The organism is Kitasatospora sp. NPDC001261 (genome assembly GCF_042896795.1).
Lineage (GTDB): Bacteria > Actinomycetota > Actinomycetes > Streptomycetales > Streptomycetaceae > Kitasatospora.
Genome location: NZ_JBIAXP010000002.1, coordinates 362,855 through 387,327, shown reverse-complemented (window position 1 = coordinate 387,327; position 24,473 = coordinate 362,855). Strand labels below are relative to the sequence as shown.

Sequence of the window (24,473 nt, the reverse complement as noted above, 5' to 3'; positions counted from 1 at the left end):
CCGATGCGGCCGCCTTCCTTGTCCATGCCCGAGAACGCCTCGCTGGGCATCAGACCCAGTCCTCCTCGTCGGGTGTGCCGGTGGTGGGTACGGTGGCGAAGGCCTCGCCCGCCATGCCGGCGGTGAGGGTGGTGCCGTCGGCCGGGTCGATGAGCAGGAACGACCCGGTGCGGCGGTTGTCGGAGTAGCCGTCCAGGGCCAGCGGCTCGGCGGTGCGCAGGACGACCCGGCCGATGTCGTTGACGTTCAGCCCGTCGGGGGCGGGGCGCTGTTCCAAAGTGTCGATGTCGATCCGGTAGGCGACGTCCTTGACCAGCGCCCGCACGGTGCGGGTGGTGTGCTTGAGGAGGACCTTGTCGCCGGCGCGCAGCGGCCGTTCGCTGAGGTGGCTGACGGTGGCCTCGATGTCCTTGGTGGGGACGGGCACGGGCCCGGCGGCGATGAGGTCGCCGCGGGAGACGTCCAGGTCGTCGGCGAGGCGGACGGTCACCGACTGCGGGGCCCAGGCGGCGTCGGCCTGGCGGCCGAGGGCGTCGATCCCGGCGACGGTGGTGGTGTGGCCGGACGGCAGGACCGTGACGGTGTCGCCGACGCGCAGCACGCCGGACGCCAACTGGCCCGCGTAGCCGCGGTAGTCGGGGTGCTCCTCGGTCTGCGGGCGGATGACGTACTGGACCGGGAAGCGGGCCGGCTCGGCGCCCGGGTCGCTGCCGACCGGCACCGTCTCCAGGTGCTCCAGCAGGGTCGGGCCGCCGTACCAGTCCATGTGCGCGGACGGCTCGACGACGTTGTCCCCGGCGAGGGCGGAGATCGGGACGGCCAGCACGTCCTTGACGCCGAGCGAGGCGGCGTAGGCGGTGAACTCGGCGGCGATGGCGGCGAACACGGGCTCGGCGTAGTCGACCAGGTCCATCTTGTTGACGGCGAGGACGACGTGCGGCACGCGCAGCAGGGCGGCGACGGCGGCGTGCCGGCGGGTCTGCTCGACGACGCCGTTGCGGGCGTCGACGAGGACGACGGCGAGTTCGGCCGTGGAGGCGCCGGTGACCATGTTGCGGGTGTACTGCACGTGCCCGGGGGTGTCGGCGAGGATGAACCGCCGGCGGGGCGTGGCGAAGTAGCGGTAGGCCACGTCGATGGTGATGCCCTGTTCGCGCTCCGCGCGCAGGCCGTCGGTGAGCAGGGCGAGGTCGGGCGCCTCCTGGCCGCGGCTGCGGGAGGCGTGCTCGACGGCCTCCAGCTGGTCGGCGAGCACCGACTTGGAGTCGTGCAGCAGCCGGCCGACGAGGGTGGACTTGCCGTCGTCGACGGAGCCAGCGGTGGCGAAGCGCAGCAGCGAGGTGGCGTTGGTGGCGGTGCTCATTAGAAGTATCCCTCGCGCTTGCGGTCTTCCATCGCGGCCTCGGAGAGCTTGTCGTCGGCCCGCGTCGCACCGCGCTCGGTGAGGCGCGAGGCGGCGATCTCGGCGATGACGGCCTCGATGGTGGTGGCGTCGGAGTCGACGGCGCCGGTGCAGGACATGTCGCCGACGGTGCGGTAGCGGATCAGCCGCCGCTGGACCGGCTCGTGCTCCTTGGGGCCGCCCCAGTCGCCGGCGGTCAGCCACATGCCGCTGCGGGCGAAGACGTCCCGCTCGTGGGCGTAGTAGATCTCCGGCAGCTCGATGCCCTCGCGCTCGATGTACTGCCACACGTCGAGCTCGGTCCAGTTGGACAGCGGGAAGACCCGCACGTGCTCGCCCACCGCGTGGCGGCCGTTGTAGAGCGACCACAGCTCGGGGCGCTGGCGGCGCGGGTCCCAGGCGCCGAACTCGTCGCGCAGCGAGAAGACGCGCTCCTTGGCGCGGGCCTTCTCCTCGTCGCGGCGCCCGCCGCCGAACACCGCGTCGAAGCGGTTCGTCTCGATGGCGTCCAGCAGCGGCACGGTCTGCAGCGGGTTGCGGGTGCCGTCGGGGCGCTCGCGCAGGACGCCGCGGTCGATGAAGTCCTGGACGTGGGCGACGTGCAGGCGCAGGCCGTGCCGCGCGGCGACGCGGTCGCGGTAGTCGATGACCTCCGGGAAGTTGTGCCCGGTGTCGACGTGCAGCAGCGAGAAGGGGACGGCGGCGGGCGCGAAGGCCTTGAGCGCCAGGTGCAGCATGACGATGGAGTCCTTGCCGCCGGAGAACAGGATCACCGGGCGCTCGAACTCCCCCGCGACCTCGCGGAAGATGTGCACCGACTCGGCCTCCAGCGCGTCCAGGTGGGACAGCGCGAAGGGCCCCCCTGAATTCTGGTTGGGGTCGCCGGCGGTGCGGACCGGGCTGTCGGTCTCGGTGGTCATGCCAGACCCCTCTCGGTCAGGAAGGCGTGCAGCTCGGCGGCGGACTCGGCGACCGCGCGGCCCCGGGTCTGGAGGCGCAGCTCCGGCCGCTCCGGGGCCTCGTACGGGTCGTCCACGCCGGTCAGGCCGGAGATCTCGCCGGCCGCCTGCTTCGCGTACAGGCCCTTGACGTCCCGTTCGGCGCACAGCTCGACCGGGGTGGCGACGTGGATCTCCAGGAACTCGGTGCCGGCCGCCGCGTGCCGCTCGCGCACCGCGGCGCGGGAGTCCGCGAACGGGGCGATCACCGGGGCGAGCACCTTGACGCCGTTGGCCGCCAGCTTCTCGGCGACGAAGCCGATCCGGGTGACGTTGGTGTGCCGGTCCTCGCGGGAGAAGCCGAGGCCCTTGGAGAGGAACTCGCGGATCTCGTCGCCGTCCAGGACCTCGACCTTGTGGCCCTCGGCGCGCAGCCGCTCGGCGAGGGCGAAGGCCAGGGTGGTCTTGCCCGCGCTCGGCAGCCCGGTCAGCCACACGGTGGCGCCGCGCTCGCACGGGGCGGCCGTGCGGGCCGCCTCTGCGGCTCCGTCGGCGGCCAGGGTGTCAGCTGTCACGGTTCTTTCCTTACACGAGGATGGACGGACGATCAGAACGGATCGAATCAGAGGTGGATGCCGCACTCGGTCTTGCCGGAGCCGGACCAGCGGCCGGCCCGGGCGTCCTCACCCTCGCCCGGCTTGCGGGTGCAGGACAACGGGGAGCAGCCGATCGAGGTGTAGCCCTCCCACAGCAGCGGGTTGAGCAGCACGCCGTGGGCGGCGACGTAGGCGTCCACGTCCTCCTGGGTCCAGCGGGCGATCGGGGCGATCTTGACCTTGCGGCGCTTCGGGTCCCAGGACACCACGGGGGTGTTCGCCCGGGTCGGCGACTCGTCGCGGCGCAGCCCGGTCGCCCAGGCGTCGTAGCCGGCCAGGCCCCGGTTGAGCGGCTCGACCTTGCGCAGCGAGCAGCACAGGTCCGGGTCGCGGTCGTGCAGGGCCGGCCCGTGCTCGGCGTCCTGCTCGGCCACCGTCCGCAGCGGGGTGAGCGTGATGACGTTGACCGGCATGGTCGCGGCCACCGCGTCGCGCGTCCCGAGGGTCTCCGGGAAGTGGTAGCCGGTGTCCAGGAACACCACGTCCACCCCCGGGAACACCGAGGACGCCAGGTGGGCCACCACCGCGTCCTCCATCGAGGAGGTGACGCAGAACCGCGCGCCGAAGGTGTCCGCGGCCCACCGCAGGACCTCCTGCGCGGTGGCCTCCTCCAGCTCGCGGCCGGCCCGGACGGCTATCGCCTCGTGGTCAGTCGCGGTGCTGCTCATGTGACGTACCCCCGTGGTTGGTCGGTGACAGCAGGCCGAGGAACTTCAGCTGGAAGGCGCGGCGGCACCCGTGGCACTCCCAGGCGCCGTGCCCGGCCTCGGAGGGGCGCAGGTCCTCGTCCCCGCAGTACGGGCAGAAGAAAGGGGCAGCGCGCTCGCTCACGACAGCTGCTCCTCGGTCGCCCGGGCCGCCCACTGGGCGAAGCGCTCGCCCTCGGTGCGGTCGGCCTGGTAGCGGGTCAGCACGCGCTCGACGTAGTCGGGCAGGCCCGCGCTGGTGACCTTGAGGCCGCGGACCTTGCGGCCGAAGCCGGCCTCCAGGCCGAGTGCGCCGCCGAGGTGGACCTGGTAGCCCTCGACCTGCTCGCCGTGCTCGTCGGTGACCAGCTGGCCCTTGAGGCCGATGTCGGCGACCTGGATGCGGGCGCAGGCGTTCGGGCAGCCGTTGATGTTGATGGTCAGCGGCTCGGCGAACTCCGGCAGGCGCTGCTCCAGCTCGTCGATGAGCGTGCGGCCGCGCTCCTTGGTCTCGACGATGGCGAGCTTGCAGTACTCGATGCCGGTGCAGGCCATGGTGCCGCGGCGGAACGGCGAGGGGGTGACCCGCAGGTCGAGCGCCTCCAGGCCGGCCACCACGGAGTCGACGTGCTCCTCGGTGATGTCGAGGACGATCATCTTCTGCTCGGCGGTGGTGCGCACCCGGTCGCTGCCGTGGGCGGCGGCGAGGTCGGCGATCCGGCCGAGCAGCTTGCCGTCGACCCGGCCGACGCGCGGGGCGAAGCCGATGTAGTAGCGGCCGTCCTTCTGCCGGTGGACGCCGACGTGGTCGCGCCAGCGGGCGGCGGGCTCGGCCGGGGCGGGTCCGTCGAGCAGCGGGCGCTCGAGGTACTCCTCCTCCAGCACCCGGCGGAACTTCTCCACGCCCCAGTCGGCGACCAGGAACTTCAGCCGGGCGCGGTTGCGCAGGCGCCGGTAGCCGTAGTCGCGGAAGATGCCGATGACGCCGCCGTAGACGTCCGCCACCTCGTCCAGCGGGACCCACGCGCCCAGCCGCACGCCCAGCTTGGGGTTGGTGGACAGGCCGCCGCCGACCCACAGGTCGAAGCCGGGCCCGTGCTCGGGGTGGACCACGCCGACGAAGGAGACGTCGTTGATCTCGTGCGCGACGTCCAGCAGCGGGGAGCCGGAGACCGCGCTCTTGAACTTGCGCGGCAGGTTGGAGAAGTCCGGGTTGCCGATGAAGCGGCGCTGGATCTCCTCGATGGCGGGCGTGCCGTCGATGATCTCGTCCTCGGCGATGCCGGCCACCGGGGAGCCGAGGATGACGCGGGGGGTGTCGCCGCAGGCCTCGGTGGTGGACAGGCCGACGGCCTCCAGCTTCTGCCAGATCGCCGGGACGTCCTCGATCCGGATCCAGTGGTACTGGATGTTCTGGCGGTCGGTCAGGTCGGCGGTGCCGCGCGCGTACTGCTCGGAGACCTCGGCGACCGCCCGCAGCTGGGGGACGGTCAGCCGGCCGCCGTCGATGCGGACCCGGAGCATGAAGAACTCGGCGTCCAGCTCGTGCGGGTCCAGGATCGCGGTCTTGCCGCCGTCGATGCCCTCCTTGCGCTGGGTGTAGAGCCCCCACCAGCGCATCCGGCCGCGCAGGTCGGCGGGGTCGATGGAGTCGAAGCCCCGGTGCGCGTAGATCGTCTCAATACGTGTCCGCACATTGAGACCGTCGTCGTCCTTCTTGAACTGCTCGTTGGCGTTCAGCGGGGTGTAGTGGCCCATGCCCCACTGGCCCTCGCCGCGGTGGCGGGTCACCTTGCGGGCCGCTGCGGGGCGCCGCTCGGCGGCGCGGTCGGCCGTGGGCTCGACGGTCTCGGGGGAGGTGGCCATGGTGAAGTCCTTCTGGGCGGATGGCGCTGCTGCCGAATGGGTCGCGGGGCGTGTCCGGCCGTGCGGTACCGCTCTGACCTGCGGATTTCAAGGTCTTGAGGGCGGTGGCCGGGACCGGGCGGGCGCCTGCGCATCCGCTGCGGCGGGGATGGCGGGAAGGTCGGCGCCGGGTGCGGTGGTGCGGCGGAGACGGGGGGCTCAGGTCACCGGACAGATGGCGCTGGACACGCGAAGGAGATCGACGTGGAGTCGACCTACTAGGGTGGTTCCGGCGCTAGGCATGGCAAGAGATTCGCACGGCGCGGGACTCGCGGTCCACTAACATCCAGATACTGGACTCTGAGGTTTCGTCATGTGGGACATCCGGATGTTCCCGCCGCTCCCCGCCCGGACGTCCGGCGACGCGCCCCCACCCCGCCCGGCCACGCGCCCGTACCCCCGGGGAGATCAACCGCCGGGCCCCGGCCCGATACGGTTGGCCCTGTGCAAGCAGCAGGCGATACGAGCAGAGCGAACGCCGAGCGGCCCTCCCGGCGGCGGGGCAAGGGCTCCCGGCGCGCGGCCAAACAGGCCACCTGGCGCCGCACGGCGTGGGAACTGATCAGGGACACCACCAACACCTGCGTCGAGTACCGGGTCACCGGGCTCGCCGCGGAGGCGGCCTTCTTCACCCTGCTGTCGATCCCGCCGCTGCTGCTCGGGCTGGCCGGCACCCTCGGCTACCTCGACGAGTTCGTCGGCGCGGGCACCATCGCCGGGCTCAAGAAGAGCATCCTCTCGGCCTCCGGGACGGTGCTGTCGGACTCCTCCGTCAACGAGGTCGTGGTCCCGCTGCTGGACGGGGTGTTCGACCGCACCCGGCCCGACCTCGTCTCGATCGGCTTCCTGCTGTCCCTGTGGTCCGGCTCCAGGGCCCTCTACATCTTCATCGACACCATCACCGTCATGTACGGGCTCGACGGCAAGCGGGGCATCGTCAAGACCCGGCTGATGTCGCTCAGCCTCTACTTCGGCGCCCTGGTGATCGGCTCGCTGGTGCTGCCGCTGCTGATGGTCGGTCCGGGACTGCTGGAGAACGCCGTACCGGGGGTGTCGGGGCTGGTCGGCGCGCTCTACTGGCCGGTCGCCATCGTGCTGCTGACCGTCTCGCTGACCACCCTCTACCACCTGGCCGTCCCGGTCTCGACCCCGTGGCGCGAGGACATCCCCGGCGCCCTGGTCGCCCTGGTGGTGCTGGTCTTCTGCAGCGTCGGCCTGCGGGTCTACCTGGTCAGCTCGGTCGAGGGCCCCTCGGTGTACGGCTCGCTGGCGGCGCCGGTGGCCGTCCTGCTGTGGATCTTCGTGGTGGCGCTCGCGGTGCTCATCGGCGCCGCGATGAACGCCGCGATAGACCGCCGCTGGCCCACCCTGGAGACCGCCGACGCGCGCGCCGAGAACGAGCGCGCCCACGAGGAGGCCGCCGCCGCCGTGGTCCGCGAGGTCGCCGCCCGGCGGGCCGCCGAACGGGCCCGGCGCGCCCGCGAACTCGGGCTCGCCGAGGGCGTCGAGGAGGAGTGGGGCGAGGACGAGGGCGAGGACGTGCCCTCCGAGTACCCGGAGCGGTGGGCCGACGTGCTGGCCGCCGACAACGTGCGCGGCCGGCTCACCGCCCGCGGCGGGCCGCACCACCGGCCCGGGCCGCCGCCGCCGGACAGCGACCGGCCGGCCGGGCCGCCGCAGGCGGGCGGGGCGGGGGCAGGGCAGCCGGGGTCGGGCGCTGGGCCTGGGCCTGGACCTGGGCCGGGTTCGGGGCCGGGGGCGCCGTCCGGGCCGGGGCTGGGGCCGGTGCCGCCCGGGCAGCAGGTGCCGGGGTACCCGCCGAGGCCGCCCCGGCCGCCGTGGGAACAGCGGTAGGCGGGGCGGACGGACGGTGACGGCAGGGCCTCTCCCGCGGGTGCGGGGGAGGCCCTGGTGCGTCGGGGCGTGGGGTGCGCCGCGGGTGCGTCGTGGGTCGGGCGGTGGGTCGGGCGGTGGGTCAGGGGGCGGACGGGTTCGGCGGGTGGCCGTACGCGGGGCGCAGCTCGGTCGGGGCGGAGGGGTCGGCGGCGCCGGGGGTGGAGGAGAGCGGTCCCGCCGGGGTCGGGTCCGTCGGGCGCTGGGCTGACGGGTCGTGCGGGGCGTCGGGGTCGGTGGGGCCGTACGGGCCGGGCGCGGACGGCTCGGCCCGTACGGACGGCTCGGCCGGGCGGGCCTGGGCCGGGAGCGGCTCGGGGGAGGGCTGGGCCGGGTCCAGGGCGGTGCGCCCGGAGGAGTCGCTCAGCTTGATCAGCAGCGCCACCATCAGCCAGTTCGCCAGCAGCGACGAGCCGCCGGCGGCCAGGAACGGCAGCGCCTTGCCGGTCAGCGGGACCAGCCCGCTCACCCCGCCGACCACCACGAACACCTGGAGCGCCAGCGCCGCCGACAGACCGGTGGCCAGCAGCTTGCCGAACGGGTCGGTCAGGCCGATCGCGGTGCGCAGGCCGCGCTGGACCAGCAGCACGTAGACCAGCAGGATCGCCGTCACCCCGGCCAGGCCCAGCTCCTCGCCGATGGTGGTGAAGATGAAGTCGCTGCGCCCGGCGAAACCGATCAGCCAGGGCCGCCCCGAGCCCAGGCCGGTCCCGGTCATGCCCCCGGTGCCCAGGCTGAACAGCGCCTCGGCGGGCTGCTCGGAGATCGCCATGTCGTGCACCGGCTTGTAGTAGTCGAGCGGGTGCAGCCAGGCCTCGACGCGGCCGTGCACATGGGGCTCCACCGTCCCGACCACCGCCGCGCCGCCGACCGCCATCAGCAGGCCGAGCACCACCCAGCTGGTGCGCTCGGTCGCCACGTACAGCATGACGATGAAGACGCCGAAGAAGATCAGCGAGGTGCCCAGGTCGCGTTCGAAGATCAGCACCAGCAGGCTGACCACCCAGATCGCCAGCACCGGGCCGGCGTGCCGGCCGCGCGGCAGGGTCAGCCCCCAGACCTTCCGCCCGGCCAGCGCCAGCGCGTCCCGGGAGGCCATCAGGTACCCCGCGAAGAAGATCGTGATCGCGACCTTCACGAACTCGTCCGGCTCGAAGGAGAGCCCGAACAGCCGGATCCAGCGCTTGGCGCCGAAGCTGTCGCCGGGGGAGAGCACCGGCGCGGCCAGCAGGATCAGCGCACCCGCCATCAGCAGGTAGACGTAGCGCTGGAAGAAGCGGTGGTGCTTGACGAAGACGATCAGCGCGAGCGCCGCCGCCACCGAGATGAACACCCACATCAGTTGGGAGGGCGCCGCCGGGAGCTTCTGGTAGTCGCCCTTGGCGGCGTGCGCGGCCTTGTAGCTGAAGTCCAGCCGGTCCAGCAGCACCAGCCCGAAGCCGGTCAGGAAGACGCCCAGCGGCAGGATCAGCGGATCGGCGTACGGGGCGAACCGGCGCACCGCCAGGTGGGCCGCCCCGGCCAGCGCGCCCAGCGACAGGCCGTGCACCAGCAGCCCGGGCGGCATCCTGCCGGTGAGCGCCAGGTCGGCGTCGATGTGTCCCGCCAGACAGACGGCCACCGCGAGGGCCAGGAGGCCCAGTTCGATGTTGCGGTGGCGCGCCGCCAGCCGGCGGCCGTCGCCGCGTGCAGTGGTTCGCACCCTTGTCATCCCCTTGTCGGCCACGTGGCGGGTCTCGCCGACGGGGCATCCTGCCAGACGTTTGTGTCTTCGCCCGCGGTTGCGGAAAAGAGGGGACGGAGGGCAGAACTTTGCCTGGGCAAAGCTTTGTTGGGGCTTGGTAAAGCTTTGTTCAGGCCCGGGTATAGAGGCGGGCCCCGGGTGCGGCGGGGGCGCGGCCGAGGGACATCATGGCCGGGCGCCGGGGTGCTCCGGTGTCGGGGTTCCCGATCGGCGGGTTCCCGGCCGATGGGTTCCCGACCGATGGGATTCGCGACAGGCGGGGACCACCGGGACGAGCGAGGTGAGCGGGCGGATGGGCGCGGTGCTGGACGGCGCGATGGGTGCTCCGGTGGGCGGCCTGGTGGGCGGTCCGGTGGGCGGTCCCGCCTCGGTGCTCGCCTACAGTGGCCCGCCGCCGTGGCAGTGGTCCGACCTGGCGACCTCCTGGACGGCCGAGCCGCTGGTGCTCGCGCTGTCGGTGCTGCTCGGCGCCTGGTACCTGGCGGCGGTGCGCCGCGTCAACCGGGCCGGCGGGGCCGGGAGCGGGAGTGGGGCTGGTTCCGGGGTCGGGGCCGGGTCCGCCGGCGGGCGCTGGCAGCCCACCCGTACCGCCGCGTTCCTCGGCGGGCTGCTGCTGTGGATCTGGTGCACCTGCTCCGGCCTCGGCGTGTACGACCGGATCCTCTTCACCGACCGGGCCGTGCAGGTCGTGCTGCTGCTGATGGTCGTCCCGCTGCTGCTGGCGCTCGGCGCGCCGGTCTCGCTGCTGGTCGAGGCGGCGCCGGCGGCCCGGCGGGAGCGCGTCCTGCGGGCGCTGCGCAGCCGGCCGTCCAAGGTGCTGATGTTCCCGGCGGTCTCCACCGCGCTGCTGATGGCGCCGCCGTGGCTGCTCTACTTCACGCCCTGGTACGAGTGGTCGGTGTCCAGCGGGCTCGGGAACGTGGTGCTGCACCTGGCGCTGGTGCTGCTCGGCCTCGCGTACTTCTGGCCGCGCCTGCAGCTCGACCCGGTCGGGCACGAGTACCCGCACCTGGTCGGGCTGTTCATCACCTTCGCCGAGGTGATCTTCGACGCGGGGCTCGGGATCGTGCTGATCTACGGCGGGCACCTGGTCGCCGAGCACTACTACCTGGCGCTCGGGCGGCCGTGGGGGCCGAGCCCGGCGCAGGACCAGACCTGGGGCGGCAACGCGTTCTGGGTGCTGGGGGACCTGGTCGGGCTGCCGTTCCTGGCCGCCCTGGTGCGGCGGATGGTGGTGCAGGGGCGGGAGGAGACCGAGGCGGTGGACGCCGAGCTGGACGCCCGCTTCGCGGCGGCGGCCGAGCGGGCGCGGGAGACGGGGCAGCCGGAGGAAGAGGAGACCGGGATGCGGCCGTGGTGGCTGGACGACCCGAACCTCAAGCACCGGTACGGGGGGTAGAGCGCGGCGGGGGCGGGTGTCTGGTGGCGGGGTGGCCGGGTCTGGCAGGGGTGGCCGAGTTTGGCGGGGTGGCCGGGCAGCCGGGTGGCCGGGTCTGGCGGGGTGGCCGAGCGGCTGTTCGCGGCGGGCCAATTATGGCCCTTCGAGGCCTTCCCGACGGCCTCTTGCCCGCATTTCCGCAGGTCAAAAATAGGTTGGCCGGGATCCCCCGCTCCGCTAGCGTGTGACACATCCGGTTCGGGGGCCATTGGGCCGCCCGAGGAGTAGAGAGCAGGAGGTGAACCCCGTGGTCGTTGTCGCCCCGATAGCTGCCCAGGGCAGCACTCGCGTTCACCTCCTTTTCCCGGCCGCCGGCTGAGCCCTTCGCGCCAGCCGTAGCCCGCCGGGACATCTCCTCCCGAAGGGCCACTGCGTTGTTCAACGCTGCCTCCGTTCCGTCGTTCTCCTCTTCTTCCTCCTCTTCCTCGACCTCCGCTGACGTCTCCGGGCTGACCGGCTACGGCTGGACGGCCGAGCTCGCGGAGCTGTTCACCCCGTTCGGCGAGGCCGGGCTGCTCCCGGCGCGGATCGTCCGGGTCGACCGCGGCCAGTGCGATGCCGTCATCGCCGACCCGGAGACGGGCGAGCCACGCACCGTCCGGTTCGACACCCGGCCGGTGGGCGACGCCGACATGATCAACTGCCCGTGCACGGGCGACTGGGCGGCCGTCGACCTGTACGCCCAGCCGATGGCCTCCGTCGCCGCGCTGCTGCCGCGCTCCACCGCGATCATCCGCAAGGTGGCCGGCAAGCGCTCCGACGGCCAGGTGCTGGCCGCCAACGTCGACACCGTGCTGATCGCCTCCTCCCTCGCGACCGATCCCGACCTCGGCCGGATCGAGCGCTTCCTCGCCCTGGCCTGGGAGTCCGGCGCCGATCCGCTGGTCGTCCTCACCAAGGCCGACCTCGTCGACGACGCCGACTTCATCCGGGCCGACGTCGAGGCGGTCGCCCCCGGGGTCACGGTGGTCGTGGTGAGCGCCGAGACCGGCGAGGGCATGGACGTGCTCCGTGCCTGTACCCCCGGCACCACCGCGGTGATCGGCCAGTCCGGTGTCGGCAAGTCCACGCTCACCAACGCCCTGGCCGGCTCCTCGGTGATGACTGTCCAGGAGGCCCGCGAGGTCGACCAGAAGGGCCGCCACACCACGACCACCCGCGAGCTGATCCCGCTGCCCGGCGGGGGCGTGCTGATCGACACCCCCGGGCTGCGCGAAGTCGGCCTCTACGGTGGCGAGGGCGTGGACCTGGCCTTCGCCGACATAGCCGAGCTGGCCGAGGACTGCCGCTTCCACGACTGCGGCCACCACACCGAGCCCGGCTGCGCGGTGCGGGCGGCGCTGGCCGACGGCACCCTGCCGCAGCGCCGGATGGACAGCTACCTCAAGCTCCAGCGCGAGAACGAGTGGATCGCCTCGCGGTCGGACGCCCGGGTGGCCAAGGCGCGGCTGAAGAAGTGGAAGACGATCAACAAGTCGATGCGAGCCGCGGGAGGTCCGGTGAAGCGCTGAACCCCGACACCGGCCGGCCGTCGCGCCGCGGCCGCCGGCCTCCGCCGGGCCCACCCGGTTCAGCGGAGGTCGGCCGCCAGGCGGAAGCTCTGCAGGACCACCGGAGTGCTGTCGTCCACGGTGAAACCCGGGTCGTCGAGGGCGTCGAGCATCTCCGGACTGCGCCAGAACCGCTCGTGCACCGCACGCCACTCGGCCACGCTGGTGCACCCCTCGCCCTCGTCCAGGGCGTGCTGGAGGTCGACCTCCGCGAGCGGGACCACCCGGACGTCCGTGGTCTCGATCACGGCGACCCTGCGGCCGTCCGAGTCGAGGACCGCGGAGAGCTCACCGGGCAGCGGCAGGGGCTCGCCCTCGTGGTCGTAGTCGGCGACCAGGCCGGTGGTGCTGGTCTTGGCGCCGTCGAGGATCGCCGCGACCAGCTGGTCCCGCAGCGGGCCGGGGAACGCGAACTCGGCCGGAGGCAGGGCGACGACGCGCGGGTCGTCCGGACCGGTGTAGGAGTGCTGCTCGCTCATGCCGCGAGGGTAACGGCGGGACGGCTGGCGGGCCCGCGAATTTCGGGCCCGGGGCTCTCGGTGCCCGGCCGCTGGAGCCCGGGGCCGGGAGCCCAGGCTCCTGCTGCCCGGTGCCCGGCCGCTGAAGCTCGGTGCCTGGTGCCTGGTGCCTGGTGCCTGGTGCCCGGTGCCTGGGCTCGGTGCCCGGTGCCTGGGCTCGGTGCCCGGTGCCTGGGCTCGGTGCCCAGGTGCCCAGGCCCAGGCCCAGGGCGTGCAGGGGTGCCGTGCCGTGCGGGTGGTCTCGGGCGCGGGCGGGCGAATGGGCGGGTCGGCAGGCTTCCGGGCCAAGGCGCCATGGGCTGCTGGGCCGATGGGCCATGGGGTGAGGTGGTGGGTGGGCGGGCGGGTGGTGGGGAGGGTGGGGGCGGGGGGAGGGGGAGGGCCCCCCGAAGCAGGGATCGGCGACGATCAACGGTGATGTCCGATTCCCGCCAGTCACCCCCCGCCCAGTGCCGCAAACTGGACAACGTGATCGACGACGACATCCGGTACCGAGCCGTGGACAGCCGCGACTCCCGCTTCGACGGGGTCTTCTTCACGGCGGTCACCTCCACCGGCATCTACTGCCGTCCGAGCTGCCCCGCCGTGACCCCCAAGCGGGTCAACTGCGTCTTCTACCCCAGCGCCGCGGCCGCCCAGGGGGCGGGCTTCCGCGCCTGCCGCCGCTGCCGGCCCGACTCCGTGCCGGGCTCGCCCGAGTGGAACCAGCGCGCCGACCTGGTCGGCCGGGCGATGCGCCTGATCGGCGACGGCGTGGTGGACCGCGAGGGCGTCGCCGGCCTGGCCGACCGCCTCGGCTACAGCTCCCGCCAACTGCAGCGCCAGCTGACCGCCGAGCTGGGCGCCGGCCCGATCGCGCTGGCCCGCGCCCGTCGCGCGCAGACCGCCCGCCTGCTCCTCCAGACCACCGAACTGCCCGTCACCGACATCGCGTTCGCGGCCGGCTTCGCCTCCGTCCGCCAGTTCAACGACACCGTGCGGGAGGTCTACGACCGCACCCCCAGCGGCCTGCGCGCCGAGGTCGCCGCCGGTCGCCGCATCGCGACTCCGGCCGGCGGTCTCACCCTGCGCCTGGCCTACCGCGGTGCGCTGGACAGCGAGCACCTGATCGACTTCCTTGCCCTGCGCGCCGTCCCCGGCGTGGAGGAGGTCGTCCCCGGCGCGCGCCCCGGCGTGCGCGTGTACCGCCGCACCCTCGCGCTCCCGTATGGCCACGGCATCGCCGAGGTCGAGGGCCTGGCGCCGGGCGAGCCGCCCACCCGGGGCTGGCTGGACTGCCGCCTGCTCCTCGCCGACCTGCGCGACCTGCCGACCGCCGTCCAGCGCCTGCGCATCCTCTTCGACCTGGACGCCGACCCGCTCGCGGTCGACGAGCAGCTCGGCGCCGACCCGCTGCTCGGCCCGCTGGTCCGCGAGCGCCCCGGGCTGCGCTCGCCCGGTCACGTGGACCCGCACGAGCTCGCCGTCCGCGCCGTCCTCGGCCAGCAGATCACCGTCGTCGCCGCCCGTACCCTGGCGGGACGGCTCGCGGAGAAGTACGGCACCGCGCTGCCCGAGCCCAGCGGCGGTCTGCGCCTGCTCTTCCCGACCGCGGCGGCCCTGGCCGCCGCCGATCCGGAGGACTTCGCGATGCCCGCCGCCCGCCGTCGCGCGCTCATCGGCCTGTGCGGCGCGCTGGCCGAGGGCACGGTCCGGCTCGACAGCGGGGTCGACCGGGAGGAGGCCGCGGCCGGCCTGCTGGACCTGCCCGGCATCGGCCCGTGGACGGTCGGCTACCTGCGGATGCGGGCCCTGGCCGACCCCGACGTCTTCCTCCCGAGCGACGTGGGCGTCAAGCACGGCCTGCTCCGCCTCGGCGCCGCCGGGGACCCGAAGTCCGCCGCCCGCGCCGCCGAGTCCTGGGCCCCGTGGCGCTCCTACGCCGTCCACCGGCTGTGGGCCGGCCCCGCGATCACCGGCCCCGCAGGCACCGGGACCGCAGACACCGGCCCCGCAGGCACCGGGACCGACACCGACATGAGCACCAGCATCAGTACCAGCGACACCAGTAGCACCAGCACCGGAACGGAGATCGGACGAGCATGAGCACCACCGTCTACACCACCATGGAGAGCCCCTTCGGCCGGCTGCTGCTCAGCGGGGTGCTGCCGGAGGGCGGCGGACCGGCCGCGCTGGCCACCGTCACCGTGCCCGGCCAGAAGTACGCGCTGGCCGAGCCCGCCGACGACTGGGTGCGCGACCCCGCGGCGCTCGCCGAGCCCGTCGCCCAGCTGACCGACTACTTCGCCGGCAAGCGCACCGGCTTCGACCTCCCGCTCGCGCCCGAGGGCACCGAGTTCCGCCGCAGGATCTGGGCCGCGCTGGACGAGATCCCGTACGGCACCACCGTCACCTACGGCGAACTCGCCGAGCTGGCCGGGCAGGAGCCGCGCATGGTCCGCGCGGTCGGCGGCGCGGTGGGCGCCAACCCGCTGCTGATCGTCCGGCCCTGCCACCGGGTGCTCGGCGCCGGTGGCGCGCTCACCGGCTTCGCCGCCGGCGTGGACCGCAAGCGCTGGCTGCTGGACCTGGAGGGCGGCACCCTGTTCTGACCGCCGGCGCCCCAAGGCCCCTGCCCCAGTAGACCCCGAGGGCTCAACTCCGAAGGTCCACCCGCCAGTTGTTGCTCCGCATGAACCGCCCGGGCGGGAACTCGAAGTCCGTCTCGCCGAGCAGTGTGAACCCCGCCTTCGCGCAGACCGCGTTGGAGGCGGGGTTGTCCACCGAGGGGAAGGCGTGGAGGTGGGGGTGCGCGGCCTCGCGGCGGGCGGCCGCGACCGCCGCGCGGGTGGCGGCAACCGCGATGCCCCGGCCCTGGAAGCCGGGCAGCACGTTCCACCCCATCTCGTGGACGGTCCGGCCCTCCCACGTCCGGGTGCCGTAGCCGACCGTCCCGACCGCCTCGCCCTCGGGCAGCAGCACGATCCGGTACATGCAGCCGAGTCCGGACGGGACGAAGTCCAGGTAGCGCCGGTGCCGTACGAGCAGCCGCTCCTCGCTCTCGGGCCCGCCGACGTGCTTCTTCATCTCCGGTGTGTTGACCCGGCGCAGCAGTGCGAGGTCGTCGTCCGTCCAGGGCTCGATGCGTACGTCCGCGGTGGTCATGCCGGGGACGGTAGCGCCGGACGGGCCCCGGCGACCAGTGATTTCCGGCCGGCCGGCTTCCCGCAGGGCGGTTTCCCGCAGGCCGGTTTCCCGTCGGTGGCTTCCTAGCTGGCGGCGGGCCCCTGCTCGGGCCCGGTGCCCGGTTGGGCGAGGGCGCGGGCGAGCTGTTCCAGCGCGGGCAGCGCGTCGACGACCGCCGTGCGGTCGGCCGGGTCGAGGGTGCCGAGCGCGGCGGCGATCCGGCGTTCGTGGGCGTGCTGCCAGTCGTCCAGCTGTCGGCGCCCGGCCGGGGTGAGGGCGATCCGGGCGGTGCGGCGGTCGCCGGGGTCGGCCTGGCGGTCGACGAAGCCGGCGTCGAGCAGCTTGCCGACCAGTCCGCTGACGGTGTTGGGCGCGAGCCGCTGTCGCGCGGCCAGTTCGCCGACCCGCAGCGGTGCGGCGGCCAGGGTCTGGAGGAGTTCGACCTGCGCCATCGGCAGGGACTCCCACGGGTAGTCGGTGCGGATGCTGCTGCGCAGCGCGCGGCGCAGCCGGGTGACGGTGTCGGTCAGCCGCCGGGCGTGCTCGACCGCCGGGTCGGGACTTCCGGTGGCGGGGTCGGGAACGTGTGGTGACGACGGCATGGCGGACAGCGTATCGCCTGGTACGGGGCGGTTCGGCGGCCGGTTCGGGCCTCGGGGCCGCACTGTGTTGCGGCTCTGTTGCGGGCCTCGCGGCGGGGGTCCCTCCGGCACCGTCCGTACCGTGGGACGGCTCCTGTCGCAGAGCGAGCTGCTCGTAGAAAGAACATATCTGTATCCGATATATTCGTGTCATGAATGCCACTGCCCTTGCCGCGAGGCTGCTCACCGAGCGGCCCCGGCCGCGTGGCATAGCCGGCTGGCGCCACGCCCACTGGCTCGCCGTCGGCACGGTCTGTCTCGGAGCCTTCCTCGGCCAGCTCGACGCCAGCGTCATCGCCCTGGTCTTCCCCGCCCTCGGCCGCCACTTCGGCGCGGGCTTCGCCGCCGTCGAGTGGGTCGCCCTGGCCTACCTGCTGGTCCTGGTCGCCCTGCTGGCCCCGATCGGCTGGCTCTCCGACCTGGTCGGCCGCAAGACGATGTACATCGGCGGCTTCGCGGTCTTCGGCCTCTCCTCGCTGGGCGCCGGATTCGCCGGCGGCCTCTGGGTCCTGGTCGGCCTCCGCGCCGTCCAGGCGGTCGGCGCCGCGATGATGCAGGCCAACAGCGTCGCCCTGGTCGCGCGCGGCGTCCCCGGGCACGCGATGCGGCGCGCGCTCGGCATCCAGGCCTCCGCCCAGGGCCTCGGCCTGGCGCTCGGGCCCATCCTCGGCGGGATGCTGGTCGAACACGCCTCGTGGCGCTGGGTTTTCTGGGTCAACGTGCCGATCGCGGTGTTCGGCATCCTGGCCGGCTGGTACCTGCTGCCCCGCACCCGGACGACCGGCGCCCCGACCGATGCCCCGGCCGCCGTACCGGGCCCCCGCGAGGGCCGGACCGGCACCCACCGGACAGCCGCCCACCGGACCGCCCCCCGCGAGGCCGCCCGCTTCGACCTCCCCGGCCTGCTGCTGCTCACCGGGGCGACCACCACGCTGCTGCTCGCCCTGTCCACCGCCTCCGGACTGCCCCTGCCCGGCTGGGCGGTGGCCGCCCTGCTGCTCGCCTCCGCCGTCCTGGCCCTGGCCCTGGTGCGCCAGGAGCGGCGGGCCGCCCGGCCGATCCTGGCGCCCGGGCTGGTCAACACCCCGGGCGTGCGCTCCGGCCTGGTGGTGGCGCTGATCGGCTACCTGCTGCTGTTCTGCCCGCTGGTGCTGGGCCCGGTGCTGCTCACCGGCGCGGGCGTGTCGACGGCCCACGCGGGCCTGGTGGTCACCCTGCTGCCCGCCGCGTTCGCCTTCGCCGCGACGGTCGGTGGCGGGTGGCTGCCCCGGGGCTGGTCGGACGTGACCAGGTGCCGCTTCGGCGCGCTGCTCACGGCCGTCGGACTGCTGCTGTTCGCCGTGCTGCCGGCCTCGGACGCGGTGGCGCTCCCGCTGCTGGTCGCCGGTTACGGGCTGGGCCTGCTGCTGCCCGCCAACAACGCCCTGGTGATGCGGGCGATCCCGGCCCAGTGCTCGGCGGTCGGCGGCGGCATGGTCAACATGGCCCGCAGCCTCGGTACGGCGCTCGGCATGGCGCTGTCCGTCCTCGGTGTCCACCTGGCGGGCGCCGCGTCCGGTGGGCGGACGGTGCTGCTCGCCCTCGCCGCCGTCGCGGCCGCCGCCGCGCTGCTCACCCGGCCCGTCCGCACCCGAAGGACCGGACCCTAGGCGTCCGTACGGGCGTTCAGGGTGTCCTGGGCGCGGTTGAGGCCGCGCCGGACCAGGGTCTCCAGGGCGTCCGCGCAGCGGTCCAACTCACCCGGCATGGCGGCCAGTTCCTCCTCCGAGAACTTCTTCAGCACGAAGTCCCCGACGCTCCGGCCCTTCGGGGGGCGGCCGATGCCGAAGCGCAGCCGGACGAAGTCCCGGGTGCCGAGCACCTCGCCCACCGAGCGCACGCCGTTGTGGCCGCCGGGGCCGCCGCCGCGCTTGAGCCGGGCGGAGCCGAAGGGGAAGTCCAGGTCGTCCTGCACGACCACCAGCCGTTCGACCGGGACGCCGTGGCGGCGCAGCAGCGCGGCCACCGGGCGTCCGGACAGGTTGATGGACCACCACAGCGGCTTGGCCAGCAGCACCCGGTGGCCGTCGATGCCGATCTCGGCGGTCAGGCCGGCGAGCCCGCTCCGGCGGAAGCGGGCGCCGTGCCGTTCGGCGAGCCGGTCCACGGCGAGGAAGCCCGCGTTGTGGCGGGTGAGCCGGAACCAGGGGCCGGGGTTGCCGAGTCCGGCGATCAGCCAGGGGGCGTCGGGGGTCATGCGGGGGTGCTCCGAAGGGGGTTCTGAAGGGGGCGGGGAAGAACGGCGGACGGCCGGGGCGCGGCCGGGACGGTACGGGACCGTCCCCGCCGGCGCCCCGGCCGTCCGGGGAACGCGCGGAACGCGCGGAACAGGTGGAACAGGTGGAAGAGACCGGACAGGCCGAGCGGGGCGACCGCTCAGGAGGCGGGCACGCCGGGTTCGGCGCCGCGCTCCTTGAGCATGTCGGTCATCAGCTGGAGCTCGGAGGTCTGGGCGACCACCATCGACTGCGCCAGCCGCTTCTCGGTGTCGTTCCGGGCCTTGTCGACATAGCCCTGGGCCATCTCGACGCCGCCCTTGTGGTGCTCGATCATCAGCTGGAGGTAGAACACCTCGGCGTCCCGCCCGTTGAGCGTGCGCAGCTTCGCGATCTGGGTGTTGGTGGCCATGCCGGGCATCAGCGAACCGTCGTGGGCCTGGTAGTCGTGGCCCATCTTCATCCACGCCATCGGCGTGGCGGTCGAGTGCTGGGACAGCCCCCACTGGTCCAGCCAGCCCATCATCATCCCGCGCTGGTTGGCCTGGGTGTTGATGATGTCGAAGGCCAGGGTGCGGGTCGGCTCGTCGGCGGTGCGGTCCCGGACGACGAACGACAGGTCCACCGCCTGCTGGTGGTGGGTCGCCATGTCGCGGGCGAACCCGGCCTCGGGGGAGTCGTCGGCCGGGACGGACAGCGTGGACGAGCCGGACGCCGAGGTCCCGCTCGCCACCAGGGCCGGCACCCCGAGCGCCAGCGCCACGGCGGCGGCCAGCGCGGCCGGCCACCACAGGCGACGGCGGCGCGGGGCCGCGCCCTCCTCCGTACCGTCCAGGTCGTCCGGGCGGTCCGCGTCGGCGGTCACATCTGCCCCATGGTGCAGGAGGCGCCCGGCTCCTGGGTCTGCTTGCCCTGGACGTACTTGGTGAAGAACTCCTCCACCCGCGGGTCGCTGGCGCTGTCCACGGTCAGCTGGGTGCTCCAGGCGTTCAGGGTGATGGTGCCCTGCTCGTCCGGGTACGGGCTCATCATCGAGTACGGGGTCTTCTTGACCTTGTCGGAGAGGGTCTTGATGTCGTCCGGGGTGGCCTTGCTGTTGTACGTCACCCAGACCGCGCCGTGCTCCAGCGAGTGGACGGCGCGCTCGTTCTCGAGCGGCTGGTCGTAGACGTGGGCCATGCAGTCCGCCCAGATGGCGTTGTGGTCGCCGCCGACCGGCGGGGTCATCGGGTAGGTGACCTTGTCCTTGACGTGGGTGCGGCTCAGCTCGCCGAAGGTCTTCACGCCCGGGATGTCCGCGTTGGCGGCGGCCTGCTTGTCCTTCTTCTTCTGGTTCTGGTCCATGACGATCCAGGTGCCGGTGGCGATCGCACCGACCACCAGCACACCGGCCACCACCGAGGCGACGATCTTGTTGCGGCGGTCGCGGCGCTGCTCGGCGGCGCGCAGCTCGGCGATCCGGGCACGGCGGTCGAGGCCGTCCTGCTTGCCGCCGGGCTTGTTGGACTGCTTGGAGGAGGAACCCATGGTGGTCGTCCTTGTCCCCGCCGCACCGGTCGGTGGCGGCGGTCAGGTGGAGTGAGAGGAGGGACGGATCCGTCGGCGGCTGCGCCGGCGGTGGGTTCCGCTCAGGACCGGTGGACCTGGAGTTCGTGCAGGTCGGGAACCGGGTGCGCGCCGTCCAGCAGGCCGGCGGGCACCACCCGGGGCTGCGCGTCGGGCGCGGTCGGGGTCAGCGGTGACACGGCGGGCTGCGGCTGCGGCGGCGGGTTCGGCAGCTGGGCGTCCTGCGGGCAGTACGGGTGGCTGGAGCAGCCGTTGTTGCGCGGCGGCTGGCCGTCGGCGGTGCAGAGGATCCAGTGCCCCTGCTCCTCGGCCGTCCGGTGGTGGTCCGAGGGGTTCGCGGACTTGGCGACCTTCGCGGCACGGCCGGTGTAGGAGGCGTGCCCGGTGGCGACCTGGACGCTGACCACGCTGACCACCGTGACGGAGCCGGCCGGGGCCGCGGCCGCCGTCGGATGGCCGGAGCCGTCCACCGCCTTCGCCTGGCCCGCGCACGGCAGCAGCGTCAGCAGCGCGACGAGCAGCAGGACCAACAGCCCACCTGCCGGGCGGCCCGCGGATGCGGCCCTCCCCGGTCGGGGCGAACTGGGGGCCGACGCGGTCATGCGCACATTTAATCAGCCGAACGAGTGATGCGATGCCCCCCACCGGCCCCCATTTTCGGCGGCCCGTACGCCCGGATGACCAGGAAACACCCTGCTCCGGACACATCCGGCAAGCACGGACGGAACGGAAGCGGACGAACGGATGACGCGCCCGGGACCGGGCTCGCGAACCGGCAGGTGAGCGCGGTGGCCGGGACTTTCCGGTGGGTGACCGGTTGTCGCCGAAACCCGGACAGGGTCCTCGCGGGTGGAGAACAATGTCGTCAGCCCGGCCCGCCCGGGGGCGGCGCGACCACGGAACGACCAGGAGCCGCCAGATGAGCAAGCAGGGTGCACCGGCACAGCCGCACCGGCCGGACGACGGCTGGTGGGACGCCGTCTACGACGGTCCGGCGGGCACCCTCCCGGACACCCCGCACGCCGACCCGGGGGACGGCAGCGTGGACGACTGGTTCGACACGGCGGTCGGGCTCATCGGGCAGCAGCGGTCGGCGGAGCCGGAGGTGCGGCCGGAGCCGGAGCCGGAGCCGGTACCTGAGCCGGAGGTGGCGGCTGCGGCGGCTGTGCCGGAGGTCGAGGTCGGGGCTCCCGCGGAGCCTGACGGTTCGGAGGGCGCGGACAACCGGGACAGCATCGACGACTGGTTCGACACCGCGGTCGGCGTGATCGGCGGGGCGGAGGGGATCGGGCTACAGCGGACCTCCTCCGAGACCCACCACGTCCCGGCCCCTGCCTTCGCCGAGGACGCGCCGAAGCCCGCGCCGGAGCCGGAGGTACAGCCGGAGCCGGTACCTGAGCCCGAGCCGGTACCTGAGCCGGAGGCCGTACCGGTCCCGGACCCGGTCTCGCTGGAGAAGCCCACCCCGCCGCCCGCCCCCGAACCGGAGCCCGAGCCGGAGCCTGAGCCCGAGCCGGAGCCCGAGCCGGAGCCCGAGCCGGAGCCCGTCGTCGCCGAGGCGCCGGCCGAGCCGGAGACGGCGGAGCAGCCGGAAGCCCCCGCGCCCGTCCCCGACCCCCGCCTGGCCATCCGCGCACCGCTCGCCGACGGCGGCGCCGCCGTCCCGCACGTCGGCGAGCGCCCGCCGACCTACGGACCCGAGCCGACGGCCGTACCCGAGGCGGACCCGGGCGCACTGCGCGCGCTCGTACCGGACACCGTGCTGGACGGCGCCCAGTACGGGCCGTCCGTGCTGCGCGCCGCCTCCGTCCGGGGCGACTCCGCGCGCTACCGGGGCGAGCCGCGCCGCGACGCCCTGCTGGTCACCCGGTTCGGCGAGGGCCCCGACGGCCTGCTGCTCGCCGTCCTCGGCGGCTTCGACCGTACGGGCGGCCCCGAGGAGGAGGCGCTCACCGCCGAGGCGGTCGCGGCGGCCACCGGGGAGGCGTGCCACCAGCTCGCGGCCGCGATCGGACGCAGCCGGGCCGGGCTGGCAGCCGACCTGCGCGCCGGCGCCCGCGACCGGCTCCGCTACGGCCTCCAGCGCCTTGCCACCGGTGCCGCCGCCCCGCTGCGCGCCCTGGTGCCCCGGGAGGAGGAGGACGCGCCGTCCCCGGCGCTGCTGCACTGCCTGCTGGTGTCGCTGGACCCGGAGGCCGGCTACCGGGCGGCCTTCGGCGTCGGCCCGGGCGGGCTCTACCTGCTGCGCTCCGGCCACTGGATCGACGCCTACGCGGCCCGCCTGCTGCACCACCCGGACGGCCAGCCGCCGGTCCCCGAGGCCCCGGTGCCCGGTCCGCGCCCGTTCCGCTTCCGGCTCGTCCCCGTGACGCCGGGCGACATCCTCCTGCTCTGCACCCCCGGTCTCGCCCGCCCCATCGCCGACGAGCCGGCCGTCGCCCACTTCCTCTCCACCCACTGGACCCACCCCCACCCCCCGGGCACCGTCGACTTCCTCCGCCAGGTCCAGGTCCGCGCCAAGGGCTACGCCGACGACCGCACCGCCGCCGCCGTCTGGACCGAGTGACCGGGGAGGGCGGCGGCGGGATGCGGAGCGGCGGGGTGCGGTCCCGGGCCGGTCAGGCCGGCAGCCGGCCGTCGAGGAGGAAGGCGGTGAGCGGGTCGCGGATCCGGGGGTCGGTGAAGTCGACGCCGTGCCCGGTGGCGTCCACCGTGACCATCGCCGCCCGGTGGCCGAAGGCCGACCGGACCTGACGGGCCCCGGAGTACGGCGTCGAGGCGTCGTAGCGGTTCTGGAGCATCAGGATGTTCCGCGGCCCGTCCGGGTTCGGGCGCACCGGCGGTTCCTCGGGGCGGTAGTGCCAGAACGCGCAGGGCCAGACGTTGCCGGACATGCCGGCGGTGAGCGGGTAGCGCTGCCGGTCGGCCGCGGTGCGGGCGGCGTAGACGGCGGGGTCGCGGGGCCAGGCGGAGTCGCCGCAGATCACCGCGGACTGGGCGGCGACGAAGTTGTCCGGGATGACCGACGGGAGGCCGCTGCCGGGGGAGCCTCCCGGCGGCGGTGCGGTGCGGGTGGCGGCCATCCGCAGCACCGTGGCGGCCAGCGGGTAGTAGCGAGGTTTGGTGAGCGAGGCGTAGACGACGGCCCGAAGGGTGTTGCCGGTGAGGGTCCGGCCGTCGGGCAGGCCGAACGGCGCGCGGTCGAGCTCCTCGGCGAGCCGCAGGTAGGCGGCCCGTACGGCTTCGGGGGTGGCGCCCAGGTGGAGGGTGTCGTCGCGGGCGGCGAGGTACCGGGCGAGGGCCGGGAAGGCCTCCTCGGTGCCCTCGCTGAACAGGCCGATCGCCTGCTGCTCCCCGCCGGGGGCGACCGTGCTGTCCAGCACCAGGTGCTCGGCGCGGGTGGGGAAGAGGCTCGCGTAGACCTGGCCGAGGTAGGTGGCGTAGGAGGAGCCCAGGTAGGAGATCCGGTGGACGCCGAGGGCGGCCCGGATCCGGTCGAGGTCCCGGGCGGAGTCGGCGGTGGTGATGTCGGCGAGGTACGGGCCGCTCGCGGCGGCGCAGGCGTCGGCGATCCGCCGGGCCAGGTCGAGGTTGGCGGTGATCGAGCCGTCGGGGGCGGGGAAGGGGTAGTTGAGTTCGGCGGCGCGCTCCTCGGCGGGCAGGTCGCAGTGCACGGGGGTGCTGTTGCCGACGCCGCGCTCGTCGAAGCCGATCAGGTCGTAGGAGCGCAGGACGTCGGGCGGCAGGAAGGCGGTGGCCTCCCCGGGGTAGTCGAGGCCGGAGCCGCCCGGTCCGCCGGGGACCACCACGAGGTCGCTGCGGCGGTGGGCCGGGTCGGCGGTGCGGATCCGGGAGACGGTGAGCGTGAGGGTCCCGGCGCCGGGGTGGCGGTAGTCGCGGGGGACGCGCAGCGTGGTGCACCGCTGGCGCGGGTCGCGGGGGAAGGGCGTGCCGTTGGCGTTGGGGGTCGGGGCCGGGCAGGGCCCCCAACGGAGGGCGGTGGGCGCGGCGTCGGCGTCGGCCGTCGGCGGGGCGACGGCCGCGGGCAGGAGCAGGAGGGAGAGCAGCAGGCCACCGGTCGCGGCCGTGCGGCGCAGGATCGCGGTCATGCTCTGA

At 74.1% G+C, this 24,473-nt stretch carries 23 protein-coding genes; 7 read left to right on the top strand and 16 right to left on the bottom strand.

The features are described from left to right. Positions 1–49: 49 nt before the first annotated feature. The 7 genes from ACFY4B_RS04760 to ACFY4B_RS04730 form a co-directional block, all read right to left on the bottom strand. Positions 50–1,363, bottom strand: a complete 1,314-nt coding sequence (locus ACFY4B_RS04760; protein ID WP_074001004.1) for a sulfate adenylyltransferase subunit 1 — start codon at positions 1,361–1,363, stop codon at positions 50–52. Beyond that, positions 1,363–2,322, bottom strand: a complete 960-nt coding sequence (gene cysD, locus ACFY4B_RS04755) for a sulfate adenylyltransferase subunit CysD (protein ID WP_259316546.1) — start codon at positions 2,320–2,322, stop codon at positions 1,363–1,365. The genes ACFY4B_RS04760 and cysD overlap by 1 nt, the downstream gene beginning before the upstream one ends. Continuing rightward, a complete protein-coding gene (cysC, locus tag ACFY4B_RS04750; RefSeq protein WP_049655048.1) occupies positions 2,319–2,900 on the bottom strand; it encodes an adenylyl-sulfate kinase in 582 nt (193 codons plus the stop codon). Before cysC ends, cysD begins: the two co-directional genes overlap by 4 nt. A gap of 62 nt (positions 2,901–2,962) precedes the next feature. Then, positions 2,963–3,664 (bottom strand): phosphoadenylyl-sulfate reductase, encoded by a 702-nt coding sequence (locus tag ACFY4B_RS04745; RefSeq protein ID WP_117487354.1) that lies wholly within the window; start codon positions 3,662–3,664, stop codon positions 2,963–2,965. Next, on the bottom strand, positions 3,645–3,827 hold the full coding sequence (locus ACFY4B_RS04740; RefSeq protein WP_030060859.1) for a hypothetical protein: 183 nt from the start codon (positions 3,825–3,827) through the stop codon (positions 3,645–3,647). The genes ACFY4B_RS04745 and ACFY4B_RS04740 overlap by 20 nt, the downstream gene beginning before the upstream one ends. Further along, positions 3,824–5,548, bottom strand: coding sequence for a nitrite/sulfite reductase (locus ACFY4B_RS04735; protein ID WP_387966464.1), 1,725 nt, complete (start codon positions 5,546–5,548; stop codon positions 3,824–3,826). Before ACFY4B_RS04735 ends, ACFY4B_RS04740 begins: the two co-directional genes overlap by 4 nt. 198 nt (positions 5,549–5,746) lie before the next feature. Continuing rightward, on the bottom strand, positions 5,747–5,830 hold the full coding sequence (locus tag ACFY4B_RS04730; protein WP_310593185.1) for a putative leader peptide: 84 nt from the start codon (positions 5,828–5,830) through the stop codon (positions 5,747–5,749). Positions 5,831–6,031: 201 nt separating this feature from the next. Here ACFY4B_RS04730 and ACFY4B_RS04725 point away from each other — a divergent pair, with 201 nt between their 5' ends. After that, positions 6,032–7,441, top strand: coding sequence for a YihY/virulence factor BrkB family protein (locus ACFY4B_RS04725; RefSeq protein ID WP_387966463.1), 1,410 nt, complete (start codon positions 6,032–6,034; stop codon positions 7,439–7,441). Between the two features lie 121 nt (positions 7,442–7,562). Here the strand turns inward: ACFY4B_RS04725 and ACFY4B_RS04720 are convergent, their stop codons facing one another. Then, positions 7,563–9,191, bottom strand: coding sequence for an FtsW/RodA/SpoVE family cell cycle protein (locus tag ACFY4B_RS04720; RefSeq protein ID WP_387966462.1), 1,629 nt, complete (start codon positions 9,189–9,191; stop codon positions 7,563–7,565). Positions 9,192–9,504: 313 nt separating this feature from the next. Here ACFY4B_RS04720 and ACFY4B_RS04715 point away from each other — a divergent pair, with 313 nt between their 5' ends. Both ACFY4B_RS04715 and rsgA read left to right on the top strand, forming a co-directional pair. Continuing rightward, the gene (locus ACFY4B_RS04715; protein ID WP_387966461.1) at positions 9,505–10,623 is read left to right on the top strand and encodes a cytochrome c oxidase assembly protein; all 1,119 of its coding nucleotides are present in this window, start codon (positions 9,505–9,507) and stop codon (positions 10,621–10,623) included. Between the two features lie 413 nt (positions 10,624–11,036). After that, positions 11,037–12,173, top strand: a complete 1,137-nt coding sequence (gene rsgA / locus ACFY4B_RS04710) for a ribosome small subunit-dependent GTPase A (protein ID WP_387966460.1) — start codon at positions 11,037–11,039, stop codon at positions 12,171–12,173. Between the two features lie 59 nt (positions 12,174–12,232). Here rsgA and ACFY4B_RS04705 read toward each other — a convergent pair whose 3' ends face one another. Beyond that, positions 12,233–12,691, bottom strand: a complete 459-nt coding sequence (locus ACFY4B_RS04705; protein ID WP_117487350.1) for an ASCH domain-containing protein — start codon at positions 12,689–12,691, stop codon at positions 12,233–12,235. A gap of 456 nt (positions 12,692–13,147) precedes the next feature. Between ACFY4B_RS04705 and ACFY4B_RS04700 the strand changes: the two genes are divergently transcribed. Both ACFY4B_RS04700 and ACFY4B_RS04695 read left to right on the top strand, forming a co-directional pair. Beyond that, on the top strand, positions 13,148–14,815 hold the full coding sequence (locus ACFY4B_RS04700; protein ID WP_387966459.1) for a DNA-3-methyladenine glycosylase 2 family protein: 1,668 nt from the start codon (positions 13,148–13,150) through the stop codon (positions 14,813–14,815). Next, a complete protein-coding gene (locus ACFY4B_RS04695) occupies positions 14,812–15,321 on the top strand; it encodes a methylated-DNA--[protein]-cysteine S-methyltransferase (protein WP_387966458.1) in 510 nt (169 codons plus the stop codon). Before ACFY4B_RS04700 ends, ACFY4B_RS04695 begins: the two co-directional genes overlap by 4 nt. 43 nt (positions 15,322–15,364) lie before the next feature. Here the strand turns inward: ACFY4B_RS04695 and ACFY4B_RS04690 are convergent, their stop codons facing one another. Further along, positions 15,365–15,874, bottom strand: a complete 510-nt coding sequence (locus tag ACFY4B_RS04690; protein ID WP_117487347.1) for a GNAT family N-acetyltransferase — start codon at positions 15,872–15,874, stop codon at positions 15,365–15,367. A gap of 104 nt (positions 15,875–15,978) precedes the next feature. Next, positions 15,979–16,497: a MarR family winged helix-turn-helix transcriptional regulator gene (locus tag ACFY4B_RS04685; RefSeq protein ID WP_387966457.1), complete on the bottom strand. Its 519-nt coding sequence runs from the start codon at positions 16,495–16,497 to the stop codon at positions 15,979–15,981. Positions 16,498–16,688: 191 nt separating this feature from the next. Here ACFY4B_RS04685 and ACFY4B_RS04680 point away from each other — a divergent pair, with 191 nt between their 5' ends. After that, positions 16,689–18,185: an MFS transporter gene (locus ACFY4B_RS04680; RefSeq protein ID WP_387966456.1), complete on the top strand. Its 1,497-nt coding sequence runs from the start codon at positions 16,689–16,691 to the stop codon at positions 18,183–18,185. Here the strand turns inward: ACFY4B_RS04680 and pth are convergent. The 4 genes from pth to ACFY4B_RS04660 all read right to left on the bottom strand — a co-directional run bounded on the left by pth (position 18,182) and on the right by ACFY4B_RS04660 (position 20,887). Further along, positions 18,182–18,772: an aminoacyl-tRNA hydrolase gene (gene pth / locus ACFY4B_RS04675; RefSeq protein WP_375873911.1), complete on the bottom strand. Its 591-nt coding sequence runs from the start codon at positions 18,770–18,772 to the stop codon at positions 18,182–18,184. The genes ACFY4B_RS04680 and pth overlap by 4 nt on opposite strands. A 179-nt stretch (positions 18,773–18,951) precedes the next feature. Beyond that, positions 18,952–19,626: a DUF305 domain-containing protein gene (locus tag ACFY4B_RS04670; RefSeq protein WP_049656114.1), complete on the bottom strand. Its 675-nt coding sequence runs from the start codon at positions 19,624–19,626 to the stop codon at positions 18,952–18,954. 26 nt (positions 19,627–19,652) lie between these two features. After that, positions 19,653–20,318: a DUF3105 domain-containing protein gene (locus ACFY4B_RS04665; protein WP_074001014.1), complete on the bottom strand. Its 666-nt coding sequence runs from the start codon at positions 20,316–20,318 to the stop codon at positions 19,653–19,655. Positions 20,319–20,419: 101 nt separating this feature from the next. Beyond that, entirely contained in the window at positions 20,420–20,887 is a 468-nt protein-coding gene (locus tag ACFY4B_RS04660; RefSeq protein ID WP_074001015.1) for a hypothetical protein, read from the bottom strand. Between the two features lie 389 nt (positions 20,888–21,276). Here ACFY4B_RS04660 and ACFY4B_RS04655 point away from each other — a divergent pair, with 389 nt between their 5' ends. Continuing rightward, a complete protein-coding gene (locus tag ACFY4B_RS04655) occupies positions 21,277–22,923 on the top strand; it encodes a hypothetical protein (RefSeq protein WP_387966455.1) in 1,647 nt (548 codons plus the stop codon). Positions 22,924–22,975: 52 nt separating this feature from the next. Here the strand turns inward: ACFY4B_RS04655 and ACFY4B_RS04650 are convergent, their stop codons facing one another. Continuing rightward, positions 22,976–24,466 (bottom strand): alpha/beta hydrolase, encoded by a 1,491-nt coding sequence (locus ACFY4B_RS04650; protein ID WP_387966454.1) that lies wholly within the window; start codon positions 24,464–24,466, stop codon positions 22,976–22,978. Positions 24,467–24,473 lie beyond the last annotated feature (7 nt).

What these genes read in the sequence shown, in the direction of transcription:
- ACFY4B_RS04760 (WP_074001004.1), bottom strand. Translation starts at nt 1,363, where the DNA reads ATGAGCACCGCCACCAACGCCACCTCGCTGCTGCGCTTCGCCACCGCT.
- cysD (WP_259316546.1), bottom strand. Translation starts at nt 2,322, where the DNA reads ATGACCACCGAGACCGACAGCCCGGTCCGCACCGCCGGCGACCCCAAC.
- ACFY4B_RS04745 (WP_117487354.1), bottom strand. Translation starts at nt 3,664, where the DNA reads ATGAGCAGCACCGCGACTGACCACGAGGCGATAGCCGTCCGGGCCGGC.
- ACFY4B_RS04735 (WP_387966464.1), bottom strand. Translation starts at nt 5,548, where the DNA reads ATGGCCACCTCCCCCGAGACCGTCGAGCCCACGGCCGACCGCGCCGCC.
- ACFY4B_RS04730 (WP_310593185.1), bottom strand. Translation starts at nt 5,830, where the DNA reads ATGCCTAGCGCCGGAACCACCCTAGTAGGTCGACTCCACGTCGATCTC.
- ACFY4B_RS04720 (WP_387966462.1), bottom strand. Translation starts at nt 9,191, where the DNA reads ATGACAAGGGTGCGAACCACTGCACGCGGCGACGGCCGCCGGCTGGCG.
- ACFY4B_RS04705 (WP_117487350.1), bottom strand. Translation starts at nt 12,691, where the DNA reads ATGAGCGAGCAGCACTCCTACACCGGTCCGGACGACCCGCGCGTCGTC.
- ACFY4B_RS04700 (WP_387966459.1), top strand. Translation starts at nt 13,148, where the DNA reads ATGTCCGATTCCCGCCAGTCACCCCCCGCCCAGTGCCGCAAACTGGAC.
- ACFY4B_RS04695 (WP_387966458.1), top strand. Translation starts at nt 14,812, where the DNA reads ATGAGCACCACCGTCTACACCACCATGGAGAGCCCCTTCGGCCGGCTG.
- ACFY4B_RS04690 (WP_117487347.1), bottom strand. Translation starts at nt 15,874, where the DNA reads ATGACCACCGCGGACGTACGCATCGAGCCCTGGACGGACGACGACCTC.
- ACFY4B_RS04685 (WP_387966457.1), bottom strand. Translation starts at nt 16,497, where the DNA reads ATGCCGTCGTCACCACACGTTCCCGACCCCGCCACCGGAAGTCCCGAC.
- ACFY4B_RS04680 (WP_387966456.1), top strand. Translation starts at nt 16,689, where the DNA reads ATGAATGCCACTGCCCTTGCCGCGAGGCTGCTCACCGAGCGGCCCCGG.
- pth (WP_375873911.1), bottom strand. Translation starts at nt 18,772, where the DNA reads ATGACCCCCGACGCCCCCTGGCTGATCGCCGGACTCGGCAACCCCGGC.
- ACFY4B_RS04665 (WP_074001014.1), bottom strand. Translation starts at nt 20,318, where the DNA reads ATGGGTTCCTCCTCCAAGCAGTCCAACAAGCCCGGCGGCAAGCAGGAC.
- ACFY4B_RS04655 (WP_387966455.1), top strand. Translation starts at nt 21,277, where the DNA reads ATGAGCAAGCAGGGTGCACCGGCACAGCCGCACCGGCCGGACGACGGC.
- ACFY4B_RS04650 (WP_387966454.1), bottom strand. Translation starts at nt 24,466, where the DNA reads ATGACCGCGATCCTGCGCCGCACGGCCGCGACCGGTGGCCTGCTGCTC.